The organism is Comamonas sp. GCA5, from assembly GCF_036541385.1.
In the GTDB taxonomy this organism is placed as follows: domain Bacteria; phylum Pseudomonadota; class Gammaproteobacteria; order Burkholderiales; family Burkholderiaceae_C; genus Comamonas; species Comamonas aquatica.
This window is the reverse complement of record NZ_JAZHFR010000043.1, coordinates 13,376-28,816: the sequence shown is the minus strand read 5'-3', so window position 1 is coordinate 28,816 and position 15,441 is coordinate 13,376. Positions and strand designations below refer to the sequence as shown.

The 15,441-nt window shown below is 65.9% G+C and carries 15 protein-coding genes and 1 pseudogene; 12 read left to right on the top strand and 4 right to left on the bottom strand.

Translation table 11 applies throughout. The annotated features are described in order from the left end of the window. Window positions 1-181 precede the first annotated feature (181 nt). The 6 genes and pseudogenes from SJH88_RS11580 (at window position 182) to SJH88_RS11555 (ending at window position 6,029) form a co-directional block, all read left to right on the top strand. Window positions 182-745, top strand: a complete 564-nt coding sequence (locus SJH88_RS11580; RefSeq protein ID WP_260674880.1) for a DNA-deoxyinosine glycosylase — start codon at window positions 182-184, stop codon at window positions 743-745. Window positions 746-748: 3 nt separating this feature from the next. Next, window positions 749-1,549: a class I SAM-dependent methyltransferase gene (locus tag SJH88_RS11575; RefSeq protein WP_274754563.1), complete on the top strand. Its 801-nt coding sequence runs from the start codon at window positions 749-751 to the stop codon at window positions 1,547-1,549. Window positions 1,550-1,603: 54 nt separating this feature from the next. Then, entirely contained in the window at window positions 1,604-1,936 is a 333-nt protein-coding gene (locus SJH88_RS11570) for a FlxA-like family protein (protein ID WP_274754562.1), read from the top strand. Between the two features lie 66 nt (window positions 1,937-2,002). Further along, a complete protein-coding gene (tfpB, locus tag SJH88_RS11565) occupies window positions 2,003-3,814 on the top strand; it encodes a type IV pilus assembly ATPase TfpB (protein WP_081770627.1) in 1,812 nt (603 codons plus the stop codon). A gap of 191 nt (window positions 3,815-4,005) precedes the next feature. After that, window positions 4,006-4,494 carry a tripartite tricarboxylate transporter TctB family protein gene (locus SJH88_RS11560; RefSeq protein ID WP_239222574.1) on the top strand — a complete coding sequence of 163 codons (489 nt, stop codon included), beginning with the start codon at window positions 4,006-4,008 and terminating at the stop codon, window positions 4,492-4,494. A 22-nt stretch (window positions 4,495-4,516) separates the two neighbouring features. After that, window positions 4,517-6,029 (top strand): annotated as a pseudogene (locus SJH88_RS11555) (tripartite tricarboxylate transporter permease). A gap of 22 nt (window positions 6,030-6,051) precedes the next feature. Here SJH88_RS11555 and SJH88_RS11550 read toward each other — a convergent pair. Continuing rightward, window positions 6,052-6,261 carry a hypothetical protein gene (locus SJH88_RS11550; RefSeq protein ID WP_274754561.1) on the bottom strand — a complete coding sequence of 70 codons (210 nt, stop codon included), beginning with the start codon at window positions 6,259-6,261 and terminating at the stop codon, window positions 6,052-6,054. Window positions 6,262-6,370: 109 nt separating this feature from the next. On the opposite strand from SJH88_RS11550, the gene SJH88_RS11545 reads away from it, so the two are divergent. From SJH88_RS11545 to SJH88_RS11530, 4 genes are read left to right on the top strand one after another with little or no spacing between them, the layout of a single operon-like run. After that, window positions 6,371-6,829: a hypothetical protein gene (locus tag SJH88_RS11545; protein WP_274754560.1), complete on the top strand. Its 459-nt coding sequence runs from the start codon at window positions 6,371-6,373 to the stop codon at window positions 6,827-6,829. Between the two features lie 31 nt (window positions 6,830-6,860). Further along, the gene (locus SJH88_RS11540; protein ID WP_274754559.1) at window positions 6,861-8,174 is read left to right on the top strand and encodes a DUF3422 family protein; all 1,314 of its coding nucleotides are present in this window, start codon (window positions 6,861-6,863) and stop codon (window positions 8,172-8,174) included. Window positions 8,175-8,230: 56 nt separating this feature from the next. Further along, window positions 8,231-9,166, top strand: a complete 936-nt coding sequence (locus SJH88_RS11535) for a DMT family transporter (RefSeq protein ID WP_274754558.1) — start codon at window positions 8,231-8,233, stop codon at window positions 9,164-9,166. 20 nt (window positions 9,167-9,186) lie between these two features. After that, window positions 9,187-10,011, top strand: a complete 825-nt coding sequence (locus SJH88_RS11530; protein ID WP_045267402.1) for an SDR family oxidoreductase — start codon at window positions 9,187-9,189, stop codon at window positions 10,009-10,011. Between the two features lie 75 nt (window positions 10,012-10,086). Here SJH88_RS11530 and SJH88_RS11525 read toward each other — a convergent pair whose 3' ends face one another. Further along, entirely contained in the window at window positions 10,087-10,998 is a 912-nt protein-coding gene (locus tag SJH88_RS11525; protein WP_042411606.1) for a DMT family transporter, read from the bottom strand. 98 nt (window positions 10,999-11,096) lie between these two features. Between SJH88_RS11525 and SJH88_RS11520 the strand changes: the two genes are divergently transcribed. Next, window positions 11,097-12,089: a quinone oxidoreductase family protein gene (locus tag SJH88_RS11520; protein ID WP_274754557.1), complete on the top strand. Its 993-nt coding sequence runs from the start codon at window positions 11,097-11,099 to the stop codon at window positions 12,087-12,089. A 37-nt stretch (window positions 12,090-12,126) separates the two neighbouring features. Next, window positions 12,127-12,930: an NUDIX hydrolase gene (locus SJH88_RS11515; RefSeq protein WP_274754556.1), complete on the top strand. Its 804-nt coding sequence runs from the start codon at window positions 12,127-12,129 to the stop codon at window positions 12,928-12,930. Between the two features lie 70 nt (window positions 12,931-13,000). On the opposite strand, the gene SJH88_RS11510 is transcribed toward SJH88_RS11515, so the two are convergent. Together SJH88_RS11510 and lspA are read right to left on the bottom strand one after the other, a co-directional pair. Further along, window positions 13,001-14,656, bottom strand: a complete 1,656-nt coding sequence (locus tag SJH88_RS11510; RefSeq protein ID WP_274754555.1) for a Na/Pi cotransporter family protein — start codon at window positions 14,654-14,656, stop codon at window positions 13,001-13,003. A 249-nt stretch (window positions 14,657-14,905) separates the two neighbouring features. Continuing rightward, complete coding sequence (lspA, locus tag SJH88_RS11505) at window positions 14,906-15,427, bottom strand: signal peptidase II (protein ID WP_274754554.1); 522 nt, start codon at window positions 15,425-15,427, stop codon at window positions 14,906-14,908. Window positions 15,428-15,441: the final 14 nt, after the last annotated feature.

Below are 15,441 nucleotides of genomic sequence, written 5' to 3'. Positions count from 1 at the left end.
CGCAGCCTGCCGCTGCCGGCACTGGCCAGGCCACGGGCCGCAACGCCCGTGCGGCGCTGCGTGGCCTGCCGGCCTGGCCGGTGGCTGCCACGGACTGAGAATCTGCATGTTTTATGCCTTCAGCCCTCGCCAATTCTGCGCAGCCAGCTATGTTTTGTAATCCTGTGCAGGACACGCCGCCATGCATTTGCCCGCACAATCGGGCGCCATGTCCGTGATGCCCACCCTTCCCAACGACCGCCTGCAGGGACTGGCCCCCGTGGCCGACGGCCGCACGCGGCTGGTGATTCTGGGCAGCTTTCCCGGTGTGGCCTCGCTGCAGGCGCAGCAGTACTACGCCCACCCGCAGAACAAGTTTTGGCCCCTCCTGGCCGCCCTGTGGCCCACCGTGCCGCAGCCCGGGCGGGACGCCTATGGCGCGCGCTGCGAGTGGCTGCTGGCGCGGGGTCTGGGGCTGTGGGATGTGTACGACAGCTGTGAGCGCCGCGGCAGCCTGGACAGCGCCATCCGCGTGCCGCAGATCAACGACTTCGCGGCCCTGCGCGCCGCATGTCCGCAGCTGCAGGCCGTGGCGCACAACGGGGGCGAGAGCTACAAGCACGCCCGCCAGCTTGCCGGCCTGGGGCTGCAGGTGTACCCACTGCCCTCGACCAGCCCGGCGAACGCCGCCTGGAGCTTCGAGCGCAAGCTGGCCGCCTGGCGCGCGGTGATGCAGGCGGCAGGCCTTTTACAGAAAGACGATTGAACCGTGGCAGCACGCAAGAAGAACTCCAGCACATCGGGCGACGACGGCCTGCCCCAGGTCAGCGTCTCGGACGATGGCGTGGCCCGCTACCTGCACCTGGGCACGCCCTGGGTGCAGGGCTCGATGAAGCTCAAGGAGCCGTTCGAGATCGACCTGGAATACGTGCAGCGCATGATGGCCTGGCTGCTGTTCGTCGACCCCGACAGCGTGGCCGAGCGCCGCGCCGTGCAGCTGGGCCTGGGCGCGGCCGCGCTGACCAAGTTCCACTACAAGAAGCTCAAGATGCGCACCGCCGCGATCGAGATCAACCCGCTGGTGGTCAACATCTGCCGCAGCTGGTTCAAGCTGCCGCCGGACAACGACATGCTGGAGGTGGTGCTGGGTGATGCCTCGCTGGAGATCCTCCAGCCCCGCTGGCAAGGCACAGTCGATGCCCTGCAGGTGGACCTGTACGACCACAACGCGGCCGCACCGGTGCTGGACAGCGTGGAGTTCTATGCCGACTGCCGCGCCATGCTCACCCCCGAGGGCAGCATGACGGTCAACCTGTTCGGTCGGGCCTCGAGCTACCAGCGCAGCCTGGACAAGATCACCGAGGCCTTCGGCGCAGGCCATGTCTGGGCCTTCCGGCCGACGCGCGAGGGCAACACCATCGTGCTGGCGCAGCGCGTGGCCATACCGCTGGCGCGCGAGGAGCTGCAGGCCCGGGCCGAGGCCGTGCAGGCGCGCTGGGGCCTGCCGGCGACCAAGTGGCTCAAGGTGTTCAAGCGCATCGAGCCCGCAGCGGATCTGTCCGCAGACTGAGGCCGGCGAAAGACCTACACTGGTCGCTTTCTTTTTGTTTCTACGGTGTCCGATATGTCTGTTTCCGCCATCTCCAGCAGCCCGGGAGCTGCCACCAGTTCGTCCAATGTGTCCAGCCAGATCGCCAAGCTGCAGGGCCAGCTCAAGGAGCTGACCCAGAAGCTCAAGGACACGGCCAACTCCGACATGGAGCCCAAGCTGAAGGTGCAGACCGCGAAGATGCTGCAGGCCCAGATCCAGGCCATCCAGGCGCAGATCCAGGCTTTGCAGCAACAGCAGGCGCAGCAAAAGTCGGCGGGTAAGGCCAGTTCCCCGCAGGTTGCCGAGGGCACCGAGGAACGCCCCAACTACAGCCCACTGGGCGTCCAGGTCGATACCTACGCCTGAGTGGACCGGCCCCAGGGTGGGCCAAGGCGGCACAATGTCCGTTGACGACCGACTTCCTGGCACGCCATGAACGCATCCCTAGCCCCTTCCGCCTCTTCCTTGTCCTTGCGCGCCGTGGACGGCCCCCACAGCGGCTGTGCCCTGGAGTGGCGGCTGGTGCTGCAGTGGCTGCGCGAGGATGGCGTGATCGACGCGGCCGAGGCCGAGCGCGTGCATGCGCGCTGCGCCACGGCCGAGAGCAGCCAGCACCCCCTGATCCGCCTGGCCAGCGTGGGCGTCACGCGGGCCAGCGACGGGGTGCCGCTGGACCTGGAGAGCCTGACGGCCTTTGTCGCGGCCAGCACCGGCATGGGCTACCAGCGCATCGATCCGCTGAAGGTGGATGTGGGGCGCGTGGGCGAGGCCATGAGCGCGCCCTATGCGCAGCGGCACAAGGTGTTGCCGGTGCAGGTCGGACACAGCGAGATCGTGATTGCCACGGCCGAGCCCTTTGTGCAGCACTGGGTGGCCGAGGTCGAGCGCCAGACCCGCAAGAACGTGCGCCGGGTGATGGCCAATCCGGCGGACATCCAGCGCTACACGGCGGAGTTCTTTGCCCTGGCCAACTCGGTGCGTTCGGCGCAGCGCAGCGGCGGGGCGTCGGCCGCAGCCAGCTTTGAGCAGTTGGTGGAGCTGGGGCGCAGCAACAAGCAGCTCGATGCCAACGACACCGGCGTGATCCGCGTGGTGGACTGGCTGTGGCAGTACGCCTTCGACCAGCGCGCCAGCGACATCCACCTGGAGCCCCGGCGCGAGCAGGGCGTGATCCGTTTTCGCATCGACGGGGTGCTGCACTCCGTCTACCGCATGCCCATGGGCGTGCTCAATGCCATGCTGGCCCGCGTCAAGCTGCTGGGGCGCATGGACGTGGTGGAAAAGCGCCGGCCGCAGGATGGCCGCATCAAGACCCGCAATCCGCGCGGCGAAGAGGTGGAAATGCGCCTGTCCACCTTGCCGACGGCGTTCGGCGAGAAGATGGTGATGCGCATCTTCGACCCGGATAACACCGTCAAGCAGCTCGATCAGCTGGGCTTCACGCCCCACGATGCTGCGCGCTGGGAGTCGCTGGTGCAACGGCCCCACGGCATCATCCTGGTCACCGGTCCCACGGGATCGGGCAAGACCACCACGCTGTACTCCACGCTCAAGCGCGTGGCGACCGAGGAGGTCAACGTCAGCACGGTGGAAGACCCGATCGAAATGATCGAGCCTGCCTTCAACCAGACCCAGGTGCAGCCGCAACTGGATTTCGGCTTCACCGAAGGGCTGCGGGCGCTGATGCGCCAGGACCCGGACATCATCATGGTCGGGGAGATCCGGGACACGGCGACTGCCGAGATGGCGGTGCAGGCCGCGCTCACCGGGCACCTGGTGTTCTCGACCCTGCACACCAACGACGCGCCCAGCGCCGTGAGCCGCCTGATGGAGCTGGGCGTGCCGCCCTACCTGCTCAACGCCACCTTGCTGGGGGTGCTGGCACAGCGCCTGGTGCGCGTGCTGTGCCCGCTGTGCAAGGAACCCGACACGCAGACCACGCGCGAGATGGTGGCCGAGATGATGAGCCCCTGGAAGCTCACGGGCGGTTTCCAGCCCTACCAGCCGGTGGGCTGCGAAGCCTGCCGCATGACGGGCTTCAAGGGCCGCATGGGCCTGTACGAATTGCTGCTCAGCAGCGAAGCCCTGCACCAGCACATGAACCACAGTCCATCCATGGATGTGCTGCGGCGCCAGGCCGTGCAGGATGGCATGCGCCCGCTGCGCCTGTCGGGTGCCCTGCGCGTGGCCGAAGGGGTGACCACGCTGGCCGAGGTGATGGCGGCCACGCCCCCCCTGCGCTAGGGGCGGTGCCGGGCTGGCTATCCGGCCTTGCGGAACGTGCCCGGAGGGGGTGTGGAATAGGGATAAACGCGTAGAAAAGTGCTTGATTCTGCAGGCAAAAAAACGCGTGCTGTAGGTGGAATCCACATGAATTCACCTTCACTTTCCTTACAGAATCCACCGGTCGTAAATCCTCTCATGGGAGACGTTTCGTGAAAATCAAGAGTCACAAAGACTTTTTCGCCGGGTTGATGTATTTGGTGGTCGGTGGTGCCTTCGCCATCGGTGCAACCGACTACAACATCGGCACCGGTGCCCGCATGGGCCCTGGCTACTTTCCGCTGATCCTGGGCGTGATGCTGTCCATCATCGGTTTGGTCATCGCGTTCAAGGCCACGCTGTCTGGCCCTGGCGACGGAGACCCGGTGGGCAAGTGGGCCTGGCGCCAAGTCTTCTTCATCCTGGCCGCCAACTTTGCCTTCGGCATTTTGCTGGTGGGTGTGCCTGCCCTGGGCATTCCCGGCTTCGGTCTGATCGTGGCGATCTACGCCCTGGTCCTGATCGCCAGCTATGCCCGCAAGGAAGCCAACTTCAAGGAATGCTTGATCTTGGCAACGGTGCTGGCCGTGGGCAGCTACGTGGTGTTCGTCTGGGCGCTGAGCCTGCAGTTCCCCGTGTGGCCTTCCTTCATCGTTGGTTAATTGCCAGCAGGAGATTTGAATCGTGGAATTGATTGAACACCTGTCATTGGGCTTCAGCGTTGCCTTCACAGCGCAGAACCTGATCTACTGCCTGATCGGCTGTATCTTGGGTACGCTGATCGGCATCTTGCCCGGTCTGGGTCCCGTCGCAACGATCGCGATGCTGCTGCCCGCAACCTATTCGCTGCCTCCCGTGGCTGCGTTGATCATGCTGGCCGGTATTTACTATGGTGCACAGTATGGCGGCTCGACCACTGCGATCCTGGTGAACCTGCCGGGTGAATCCTCGTCCGTGGTGACGATGATCGACGGCTACCAGATGGCCCGCAAGGGCCGTGCCGGTCCGGCGCTGGCGGCTGCGGGCATCGGCTCGTTCTTCGCCGGTTGCGTGGGCACCATCATCTTGGCTGCCTTTGCCCCCCCCACTGACCGAAGTGGCCTTCATGTTTGGCCCTGCCGAGTACTTCTCGCTGATGGTGCTGGGCCTGATCGGGGCCGTGGTGCTGGCTTCGGGTTCGCTGCTGAAGGCTGTGGGCATGATCGTGCTGGGCCTGCTGCTGGGCATGGTCGGTACCGACGTGAACTCCGGTGTGGCGCGTTACAGCTTCGACATCCCTGAAATGACCGACGGCATCGACTTCGTCGTGATCGCCATGGGTGTGTTCGGCTACGGTGAAATCATCGCCAACCTGTCCAAGCCCGAAGACGAGCGTGAAATTTTCACGGCCAAGGTCAAGGGTCTGATGCCCACCAAGCAAGACCTGAAGCTGATGTTCCCTGCCATGGTGCGCGGGACGGTCCTGGGTTCGGCCCTGGGCATCCTGCCCGGCGGTGGCGCCATGCTGTCGGCCTTCGCTTCGTACACCATCGAAAAGAAGACCAAGCTGCGTCCTGGCGAAGTGCCCTTCGGCCAAGGCAACATCCGTGGCGTGACGGCACCTGAGTCGGCCAACAACGCCGGCTCGCAGACCTCGTTCATTCCCCTGCTGACCCTGGGTATTCCCCCCAACGCCGTGATGGCGCTGATGGTGGGCGCGATGACCATCCACAACATCCAACCTGGTCCCCAGGTGATGACCAGCAACCCCGAACTGTTCTGGGGCCTGATCGCCTCGATGTGGCTGGGTAACGCGATGCTGATCATCTTGAACCTGCCGATGATCGGCATGTGGATCAAGCTGCTGTCCGTGCCTTACCGCTGGCTGTTCCCCGCCATCGTGCTGTTCTGCGCGGTGGGCGTGTACGGCACCAAGAACTCCGAGTTCGACGTGTGGCTGGTCGGTATCTTCGGTTTCATCGGCTATGTGTTCTACAAGCTGGGCACCGAACCCGCACCGCTGCTGCTGGGCTTCATCCTGGGCCCAATGATGGAAGAAAACCTGCGCCGCGCCCTGCTGCTGTCGCGGGGTGACTGGTCCGTGTTCGTGACCCGTCCCATCTCGGCCGTGATGCTGCTGCTGGCGGTGATCCTGCTGATCATCGTGACGCTGCCTGCGGTGAAGAACAAGCGCGAAGAAGCCTTCGTGGAAGAGTGACGCACACCCTGTGTGTGACCCTTCAAAAAGCGCCCTGCGGGGCGCTTTTTTTATCCTGGATGGCCATGCCGGTATTTTTTTGCGCGCTGTTTGTAAAAAAGTTACAGAAGAATCCGTATTCCGAGGACTCACCTGTGTGAAAACCAGGGTCGCAAAGCCCATCCCGCACCGCATGGTTGCCAACAGCTGCAAGGGCTGTCTGGCGCGGTGAGCGCTTGGTTCCACGCTGCAAGGTCCCCATGTGGGCGGACCGCCGGAACAAGAGAAGCCCAAACTATGAATTTGAACAACGTGCGTGTGGCCCCAAGCTGTGGGCCACCATCCTGGGTTTGCTGGTCGTGATGATGCTGTTCAACCTGTGGGGGCGCAGCAATACCGAGCAGGCCCTAGAGCAGGCACGCGAAGACGTGCAGCAGATCGAGCGCAATATTGCGCTGGCCCAGCACATGCGCGGCGCGGCCATGACCGGGCTGGAGCTGGGCATCGCGCAGTTCGCCACCAACGAAAACCGCTTGCAGATCGAGCTGGAAAAGCGCTTTGAGCAACGGCGGGTGGCCGCCACCGAAGCCTTGCAGGCCATGGAGGCCGCCCTGCACGATGACGCCTACCGGGCGCAATTCGCGCGCGTCCTGCAGGCGCGCGACGCGGTGCAGACCCGGCGTGCCGAGGCCCGCCGCCAGCCCGGACGACGACTGGGAAACCTTCTGACGCGGCCGCCCCGTGCGCGGCCCGCAGGGCGCCCCGCGATGCGGGGCTACTTGGTTTGCGCCGCCGCACGCCTGGGGAAAGCCCCACAATAAGCACTTGTTTGCTGCTGCCCTGCACCGTTTCATGCCTGTTCTGCCCCAGCCTTCCCAACACCCCTTGCGTGCCTTGCTGCACAACGAAGTGCATGCCCGCCCGGCGGAGCCGGTGCAAGGCCCCGCTGCGATTGCGCACCTGGTGATGCTGACCGACCCCGCCCAGCGCGAGGCCAGCCGTGCCCACCTGGCGACCCTGATGCACAACCACCACCGCACCGGGCCGGATGCCGATTGCACCCACCTGCGCATGGATTTCGGCGCGTACCGCCTGCGCTGGGAGTTGCACACCGAGTTCGTCACCTGGACCTTCATGGTGCCCATGCCGACCGAGGCGGTGCTGAATGCCCGCAGCCCCCAGACGGCGATGGAAGAGGTGCCCCAGCAATGGCTCAAGGACCTGCCGGGCCAGTGCCTGAGCAGTGTGCACCTGTGGATCGTCAAGGACCCGCAGTGTGAGGGCCAGGGCATCAAGCACCTGGTGCAGCAGATGCTCAATGACGACACCCTGGCCGGTGCCACGGTGCACCTGGGCCACACGGAGGTGTGCACGGACTTTGCCATCCACGCCGATGGCTACTCGCGCATCCTGGTCAAGCCCTCGGATAGTGTCAGCGCCCGCCGCCTGGGGCGGCTGGTGCAGCGTGTGCTGGAGATCGAGACCTACCGCATGGCGGCGCTGCTGGGCCTGCCCGCTGCGCGCAAGGCGGCGGTGGTGCTGGGCACGGTGGAAAAGGAACTGGCCGATCTGGCCAAGGCCATCCGCGAGGCGCAGCGCGACGAGGAACCCCTGCTGCTGGACCGGCTGACGCGCCTGGCCGGCGAGGTGGAGAGCGAATACGCCGCCACGCACTCGCGCTTTTCGGCCAGCAAGGCCTATTTCGAACTGGTGGACCGCCGCATCCACGACCTGCAGGAAGAGCGCCTATCGGGCCTGCTGACCATCCGCGAATTCATGGAACGTCGCCTGTCGCCCGCGCGCAGCACCTGCGAGTGGGCCTCGCGCCGCCAGAACGCACTGTCCGAACGCGTCTCGCGCGTCAGCAACCTGCTGCGCACGCGTGTGGAGATCGAGCAGCAGCAAAGCAACCAGCTGGTGCTGGAGGCCATGAACCACCGCCAGGGCATGCAACTGAAGCTGCAGTCCACGGTGGAGGGGCTGTCGGTCGCCGCCATCACCTACTACATCACCGGCCTGATCGCCTACCTGAGCAAGGGGGCGCAGAAGCTGGGCTGGCCGCTGTCGCCCGAGCTGACGGCCGCCGCCGCCATCCCCGTGGTGGCGCTCAGCGTGTGGTGGTCGCTGCGCCGGCTGCACCACCGCCTGTTCGGCGACAAGCATTGAAATTGCATAAAACGGTAGCGCCTGGCGCTGCTGTCCATTGGTTTTGAAGGTTTAAAGTGTCTGAAAGTGTTGATTCGCCAGCGCAGGGCGCTCAAAAAGGCGTAGCGCTGGGGCTGACGCTGGCCCTGCTGGGGGCGATTGCCTTCAGCGGCAAGGCCATCATCGTCAAGTTGGCCTACCGCTACGGGGTGGATGCCGTCACGCTGCTGATGTACCGCATGCTGTTTGCGCTGCCGGTTTTCCTGCTCATGGCCTGGTGGGCCGGCCGCGGCCAGCCGCCGCTGACGCGCAAGGACTGGCTGGGCGTGCTGGGCCTGGGCTTCTCGGGCTACTACCTGGCCAGCTACCTGGACTTTGCCGGGCTGGCCTACATCACGGCGGCGCTGGAGCGGCTGATCCTGTACCTCAACCCGACGCTGGTGGTGATCTTCGGCTGGGTGGTCTACCAGCGCGGCATCACCTGGGGCCAATGCGTGGGCATGCTGCTGAGCTATTGCGGCGTGCTGCTGGTCTTCGGCCACGAGGTCGGCGCCCAGGGCACGGATGTCGTGCTGGGCAGCCTGCTGGTGCTGGGCAGCGCCATCAGCTACGCCATCTACATGGTCTACAGCGGTGAGATGGTCAAGCGCCTGGGCTCGCTGCGGCTGGTCGGGCTGGCGTCCAGCGTGGCGTGTTGCTTCTGCATCGCACAGTTCCTGCTGACCCACCCGCTGTCGGCCATGCAGGTCGCGCCGCAGGTGCTGTGGCTGTCGCTGCTCAACTCCACGGCCTGCACCGTGGCCCCGGTGCTGATGGTGATGATGGCCATCGAGCGCATCGGCGCCGGCATGACGGCGCAGACCGGCATGATCGGCCCGCTGTCCACCATCCTGATGGGCGTGTGGCTGCTGGACGAACAGCTCAACGCCTGGATGGTGGCCGGCACCAGCTTGGTGATGGTGGGGATTTTTGTGTTCACGCGCTGGGCCAAGAAGCCCGGCATGACGAAGTAAAACGCGAAGGAGCAAACAACATGGATTTGGGCATTCAAGGCAAATGGGCCCTGGTGTGCGGGGCCAGCAAGGGCCTGGGTTTTGGCTGCGCCAAGGCCCTGGTGCAGGAAGGCGTGCACGTGGTCATCAACGCACGCACCGACGGCCCGCTGCAGGAGGCTGCTGCGCAATTGAGAGCGATCAGCGCAGAGCGCGCAAAGGCCAGCGGCCAACCAGCGGCCCAAGTGCTGGCCGTGGCCTGCGACATCACCAGCGCCGAAGGGCGCGCGGCCGTGTTCAGCGTGGCCGGTGGCCCGGGCCGGGATGTCGACATCCTGGTCACGAATGCCGGCGGCCCACCCCCTGGTGACTTCCGCGACTGGGACCGCGACGCCTGGATCAAGGCCGTGGACGCCAACATGCTGACCCCCATCGAGCTGATCAAGGCCACGGTGGACGGCATGGCTGCGCGCGGTTTTGGCCGCATCGTCAACATCACTTCCAGCGCGGTCAAGGCGCCCATCGACATCCTGGGCCTGTCCAACGGCGCGCGCAGCGGCCTGACCGGTTTCGTCGCGGGTCTGGCGCGCTCGGGCATTGCCGCCCAGGGCGTGACCATCAACAGCATTCTGCCCGGCAAGTTCGACACCGACCGCCTGGCCGCCACCCACCAGGCCGCGGCCACCAAGACCGGCAAGGACCTGGCGGCCATCCGCCAGTCGCAGGCCGCGCAGATCCCGGCCAAGCGCTTTGGCACGGCCGAGGAGTTCGGCGCCATCTGCGCCTTCCTGTGCAGTGTGCAGGCGGGCTACATGACGGGGCAGAACATCCTGCCCGACGGCGGCCTGTACCCTGGCACCTACTGAGCCGGTATCACGCCCACCCACAAAAAAGCAGCCCATGGGCTGCTTTTTTGTGCGCAGGGCCGAGGTGGCCACTGGCTAGCGGCGCGAGGACACCACGATGCCGCCCACGATCAGCACAAAAGCCAGCGCGTGGTAGAGCTGCGGCACCTCACCCAGCACGGGGATGGACAGCAGGGCCGTGAACAGCGGAATCAGGTTGGCAAAAAAGCCGGCGGTGGCCGGTCCGGCGCGCTTGACCCCCTCGCCCCAGAAGCGGTAGGCCAGGATGGCCGGCCCCAGCACGATGAACAGCATGGCCGCGGCCAGCGTGGCGTTGGGCTGCAGCACGAAGCCGCCCAGGGCCACTTCGCCGCCGGTCAGCACGGCCGACCAGGCGATGCCGAAGACCATCTGCGCCATCAGGAACGCCGCCCAGTTGCCGCGCACCGCCTCCTGGCCGGGCATGGTCGCGCTGCTGCGGGCCAACAGCCAGCTGTAGAGCGACCAGACGATGGTGGCCAGCAGCATGAACCAGTCGCCGGGCACCAGCTGCAGGGCCAGCAGCTGCTGGGCATCGCCGCGGCTCAGCACCACGGCCACCCCCAGCACCGACAGCACGGCCCCGGCCGCCTGGCGGCCGCCGATCGTCGTGCCGAACCACAGGCGGCCGATGAGCAGCATCCAGATCGGCATGCTGGAGCTGACCAGGGTGACGTTGATCGGCGAGGAGGTCTTGAGCGCCAGGTACAGCAGGGCGTTGTAGCTGCCGATGCCCAGCATGCCCAGCAGGGCGTACTGTTTCCAGCACTGCCAGATGGCACTGTTCTTGCGTAGCACCTGGCCAGCCAGCGGCAGCAGCAGCACAAAGGCCAGGCACCAGCGCAGCAGGTTCAGGGTGAAGGGGGAGATCAGGTCATGGACCAGGCGGCCGACGATGGCATTGCCGGCCCAGAACAGCGGCGCCAGGGTCAGCATGGCCACCGTGCTGAATGTCAATGGGGAACTCATCAACGAATGGTAGCGCGCATGTGTCACAAACCTGGGTCCCGGACGTGGCACGATGGGTGTCTTGCCCGCATGCATACAGACACAGGAGACACCACCGCATGACCACCGCAACCAGCAAAGCCATCCAGATCACCCACCACGGCGGCCCCGAAGTACTGCAACTGGTGCAGCGCGACGTGGGCCAGCCCGGCGCCGGTGAAATCCTGCTGCGCCACCATGCCATCGGCCTGAACTTCATCGATGTCTACCAGCGCTCCGGCCTGTACGCGCTGCCCCTGCCGCTGCAGCTGGGCATGGAAGGCGCAGGCGTGGTGGAGGCCGTGGGTGACGGGGTGACCCATCTCCAAGTCGGAGACCGCGTGGTCTACGCCAGCAACCCGCCCGGCAGCTACTGCGAGCGCCGCGTGATGCCGGCTGCCCAGGTCTGCCGGCTGCCCGACAGCATCAGCTTCGAGACCGGCGCCGCCATGATGCTCAAGGGGCTGACAGCGCAGTACCTGCTCAAGCAGTGCCTGCCCGCCCAGGGCCTGCAGCCCGGTGACCACGTGCTGTTCCATGCCGCCGCCGGGGGCGTGGGGCTGATCGCCTGCCAGTGGGCCCGGGCCCTGGGCCTGCAGCTGATCGCCACGGCAGGATCCGATGAAAAATGCCAGCTGGCCCTTGCCAATGGTGCGTCGCATGCTATCAATTACCGCAGCCAGGACTTTGCCGCTGAGGTGCAGTCCATCACCGGGGGGCAGGGCGTCAAGGTGGTCTACGACAGCGTCGGCAAGGACACCTGGGAAGGTTCGCTGGCCAGCCTGCGTCGCTTCGGCCTGATGGTCTCCTTCGGCAACGCCTCGGGCCCGGTGCCCCCCATCAGTCTGGCGGCACTGGCGCCCAAGGGCCTGTACGTGACACGTCCCAGCGTGTTTGTCTACGCCCATGGCCGCGATGCCACACAGGCCATGGCGGACGACTTGTTCGAGGTGGTGGCCAGCGGTAAGGTGCAGATTCACATAGCGCAGCGTTACGCCCTCGAAGAAGTGCGCGCGGCGCACGAGGCGCTGGAAGCCCGGCAGACCACGGGGTCGACGATCCTGACCCTGTAAGGCGCCGGCGCCCTTGGTAGTTCCACGAGGAGAGATGATGAATTGGTTGGAAAAGCTCCGCGACGAGGCCCAGCGCCGGCCAGCACAACCGCGCATGCCACTGCTGTGGAACGGACAGGTCATCGGCACGGTGGCTCAGGGTTTTCTGGATACGGTCGGGGTGGACTGCCTGCTGGGCCAGCGCATCGTGATTTCGCAGAAGAAGACCCCCGGCCTGGGAGAGGTCTGGAGCGTGACCGCCCCCGACGCCAGCTTCGGCCTGAACGCGCTGGCGCACCGCCTGCGCGAGACCGGGCTCAGCGGCCCCTGGCGCGATGAGCAGATCGCCGTCTGCACGCCCCAGGGTCAGCGCGTGGCCACGGTGGAGCGCGGGGCCGTGCGCGTGCTGGGCGTGGCCACGCACGCCGTGCACCTCATCGGCCTGGCGCCCGATGGACACATGTGGGTGCAGCAGCGCAGCGACCACAAGCCGAATCACCCCGGCAAGTGGGACACGCTGATGGGCGGCATGGTGGCGGCCACCGACACTCTGGAGCAGGCCCTGGCCCGCGAAACCCTGGAGGAAGCCGGCCTGGATGTGGCGCAGCTGCTGCACGTGCAGCATGGCGGCCAGGTGCAGCTGGCCTGCCCCAGTGACGAGGTGCCCGGCGGCGTGGCTTACATGCGCGAGCGCATCGACTGGTTCAGCGCCACGGTGCCGGCCGGTCTGCAGCCCGTCAACCAGGATGGCGAGGTGCAGCAGTTCCAGTGCATCGACCGCGCCACTCTGATGGAGTGGCTGGTGCAGGGGCAGTTCACGCCCGAGGCCAGCCTGGTCCTGGCGCAGTACCTGCAGCTGTGAGCCGCAGCGTGCATGGCCCACAAAAAAGCCGCTGAGACAGCGGCTTTTTTCATGGTTGCAAGGGGCCGGCTCAGTGCGGGGCGCCGACCGGCTCGCGCAGGCGGCTGGGGGCCAGGGCGCCGGTCGATTCCAGGATCGGGTAGGCCACCGAGCACAGCAGCGAGTTGATGCGCTTGAGGTCGCTGATCAGGTCGATGTGCAGCGAGCTGGTCTCGATGCTCTGCACCGTGTTTTCCGACAGGCGGTCCAGGTGGTTGGCCGAGTAGGCCAGCTCCAGATCGCGGAAGCGCGCTTTTTCCTCGAGCAGCTTCTGCGCGTCGCGCACATTGCCGTTCAGGAAGACGCTCATCGCCAGGCGCAGGTTGGCCAGCAGGTGGCCGTGCATGCGGTTGATCTCTTCCAGACCGGCCTGCGAGAACTGGCGCCCCTTCTTGATCTTCTTGTCCTCCACGTCCTGCAGCACGCGCTCGATCAGGTCGCCCACCTGCTCCATGTTGATGGTGAAGCTGATGATGTCGGTCCAGCGGCGGCCTTCGGTCTCGTCCAGCTCGGCGCGGGAGATCTTGGTCATGTAGTACTTGATGGCCGAGTACAGCTGGTCGACCTCATCGTCCAGCTTGCGCAGGTCCTCGGCCAGCTTCTGGTCGTCGGTCTGCCAGACCTGCTGCAGGCCGATCAGCATGGACTCCACCACGTCGGCCTGGTGCAGGGCTTCGCGCGCGGCGCAAGAGATGGCCAGCGAGGGTGTGCTCAGCGCCGAAGCATCCAGGTGGTGCGGGCGCGAGGTCGAGGGCGAAGGCACCTGCACGGGCAGGATCTTCTGCACCAGCCAGGCCACCTTGCCGGTCAGCAAGATGCACACCAGCGCCACCACGGTGTTGAAGGCCAGGTGGAACAGCACCACCAGTGAGCCCACATCGGGCACGACATGGCGCATGTGGTGGAACCAGGGGTTGACCAGGGGGATCATCAGCACCACGCCGATCATCTTGAACATCAGGTTGCCCAGCGGCACCTGGCGCGTCTGCACGCTGGTCTTCAGCGTGGTCAGCACGGCCAGCAGGCCGCTGCCCAGGTTGGCGCCGATGACCAGGCCCAGGGCCACATCCACGGGGATGCCGCCCGAGGCGGCCAGGGTGGCCACCAGCAGCACGGTGGCCAGGCTGGAGTAGGAAATGATGGCGATCAGGGCGCCGGTCAGCACCTCCATGGTGATGTCGCTGGTCAGGGCCTCCAGCAGCGTCACCATCACCGGGCTTTGCGTGAGCACGGTGGTCGATTCGGTGATCAGGCGCAGCGCCAGCAGCATCAGCCCCAGGCCGATGAACACCCGGCCCACGCGCCCCACGGTGGTGTCCTGGCGCGAGATGAACATCACCACGCCGACGAAGATGAACAGCGGCGACAGCCACGACAGGTCCAGCGAGAACACCACCGCCATCACGCTGGTGCCCACGTCGGCCCCCAGCATCACCGCCAGCGCGGCCGTCAGCGACACCATGCCCTGGCCCACGAAGGAGGACACGATCAGCGCCGTGGCCGTGCTGGACTGGACAATCGTCGTCACCCCCACCCCCGACAGCACGGCGCGCAGCCGGTTGCTGACCCCGCGGGCAATGAATTGGCGCAGATTGGCACCGAAGACGCGCAGAACGCCGGTGCGAACCAGTTGGGTGCCCCAGACCAGCAGGGCAATGGCGGCTAAAAGATTCAGTAAATGCTTCATGGGTGCTCGACAAGGGAGCTTGGGACTATACGCCGCAGTCATACAGCCGCGTGCCAGACAGGTTCAATAACGCACGGCAGGGTGCGATTTGTATACAGGGTTTAGCACTAGGCATGCAAAAAGCAGGCCGTGGCCTGCTGGAGTTAGTCCGCCGAATGCCTCGGGCCAGTGTGCGAACTCGTAAAAAAAGCCCGCTGCATGAGCGGGCTGGGTCCGGAGCGGCGGGCGCTCAAGCGGAGCGGCGGGCGCTCAAGCGGAGCGGCGGGCGCGGCGGCTGCGCAGGACTTCGTCCAGCACCAGGCAGGCGGCGCCGGTGCAGATGGCGATGTCGGCCACGTTGAAGGCCGGGTAGTGCCAGCCGCCCCAGTGGAAGTCGAGGAAGTCGACCACATAGCCGTGCATCAGGCGGTCGACCACGTTGCCGATGGCGCCACCCAGGATGCTGGCGATGGCGAAGCAGAAGAACTTCTGCTCCGGGTGCTTGCGCAGCTGCCAGACGATGAGCAGCGTGGCGACCACGCCGATGCCCACGAACAGCCAGCGCTGCCAGCCGCCATGCTCGGCCAGGAAGGAGAAGGCCGCGCCGGTGTTGTGCGCGCGCACGATGTTGAAGAAGCCGGTGATGGGCGTCCAGTCACCGTAGGCGTAGAAGCTCAGGATCCACTGCTTGGTGAACTGGTCGATGCCGATCAGCAGGGCGGCCCACAGCAGCCAGGGCCAGTACGCCGGCTTGCGGGTGGCGCCGTGGGGGAGGGAGGCCGAGTAGCTCATGGCATGCCTTTGAA

Excerpts from the sequence above, each read along its gene's own strand:
- SJH88_RS11580 (WP_260674880.1), top strand. The coding sequence starts at position 182 with ATGCATTTGCCCGCACAATCGGGCGCCATGTCCGTGATGCCCACCCTT.
- SJH88_RS11570 (WP_274754562.1), top strand. The coding sequence starts at position 1,604 with ATGTCTGTTTCCGCCATCTCCAGCAGCCCGGGAGCTGCCACCAGTTCG.
- tfpB (WP_081770627.1), top strand. The coding sequence starts at position 2,003 with ATGAACGCATCCCTAGCCCCTTCCGCCTCTTCCTTGTCCTTGCGCGCC.
- SJH88_RS11545 (WP_274754560.1), top strand. The coding sequence starts at position 6,371 with ATGATGCTGTTCAACCTGTGGGGGCGCAGCAATACCGAGCAGGCCCTA.
- SJH88_RS11540 (WP_274754559.1), top strand. The coding sequence starts at position 6,861 with ATGCCTGTTCTGCCCCAGCCTTCCCAACACCCCTTGCGTGCCTTGCTG.
- SJH88_RS11530 (WP_045267402.1), top strand. The coding sequence starts at position 9,187 with ATGGATTTGGGCATTCAAGGCAAATGGGCCCTGGTGTGCGGGGCCAGC.
- SJH88_RS11525 (WP_042411606.1), bottom strand. The coding sequence starts at position 10,998 with ATGAGTTCCCCATTGACATTCAGCACGGTGGCCATGCTGACCCTGGCG.
- SJH88_RS11520 (WP_274754557.1), top strand. The coding sequence starts at position 11,097 with ATGACCACCGCAACCAGCAAAGCCATCCAGATCACCCACCACGGCGGC.
- SJH88_RS11515 (WP_274754556.1), top strand. The coding sequence starts at position 12,127 with ATGAATTGGTTGGAAAAGCTCCGCGACGAGGCCCAGCGCCGGCCAGCA.
- SJH88_RS11510 (WP_274754555.1), bottom strand. The coding sequence starts at position 14,656 with ATGAAGCATTTACTGAATCTTTTAGCCGCCATTGCCCTGCTGGTCTGG.
- lspA (WP_274754554.1), bottom strand. The coding sequence starts at position 15,427 with ATGAGCTACTCGGCCTCCCTCCCCCACGGCGCCACCCGCAAGCCGGCG.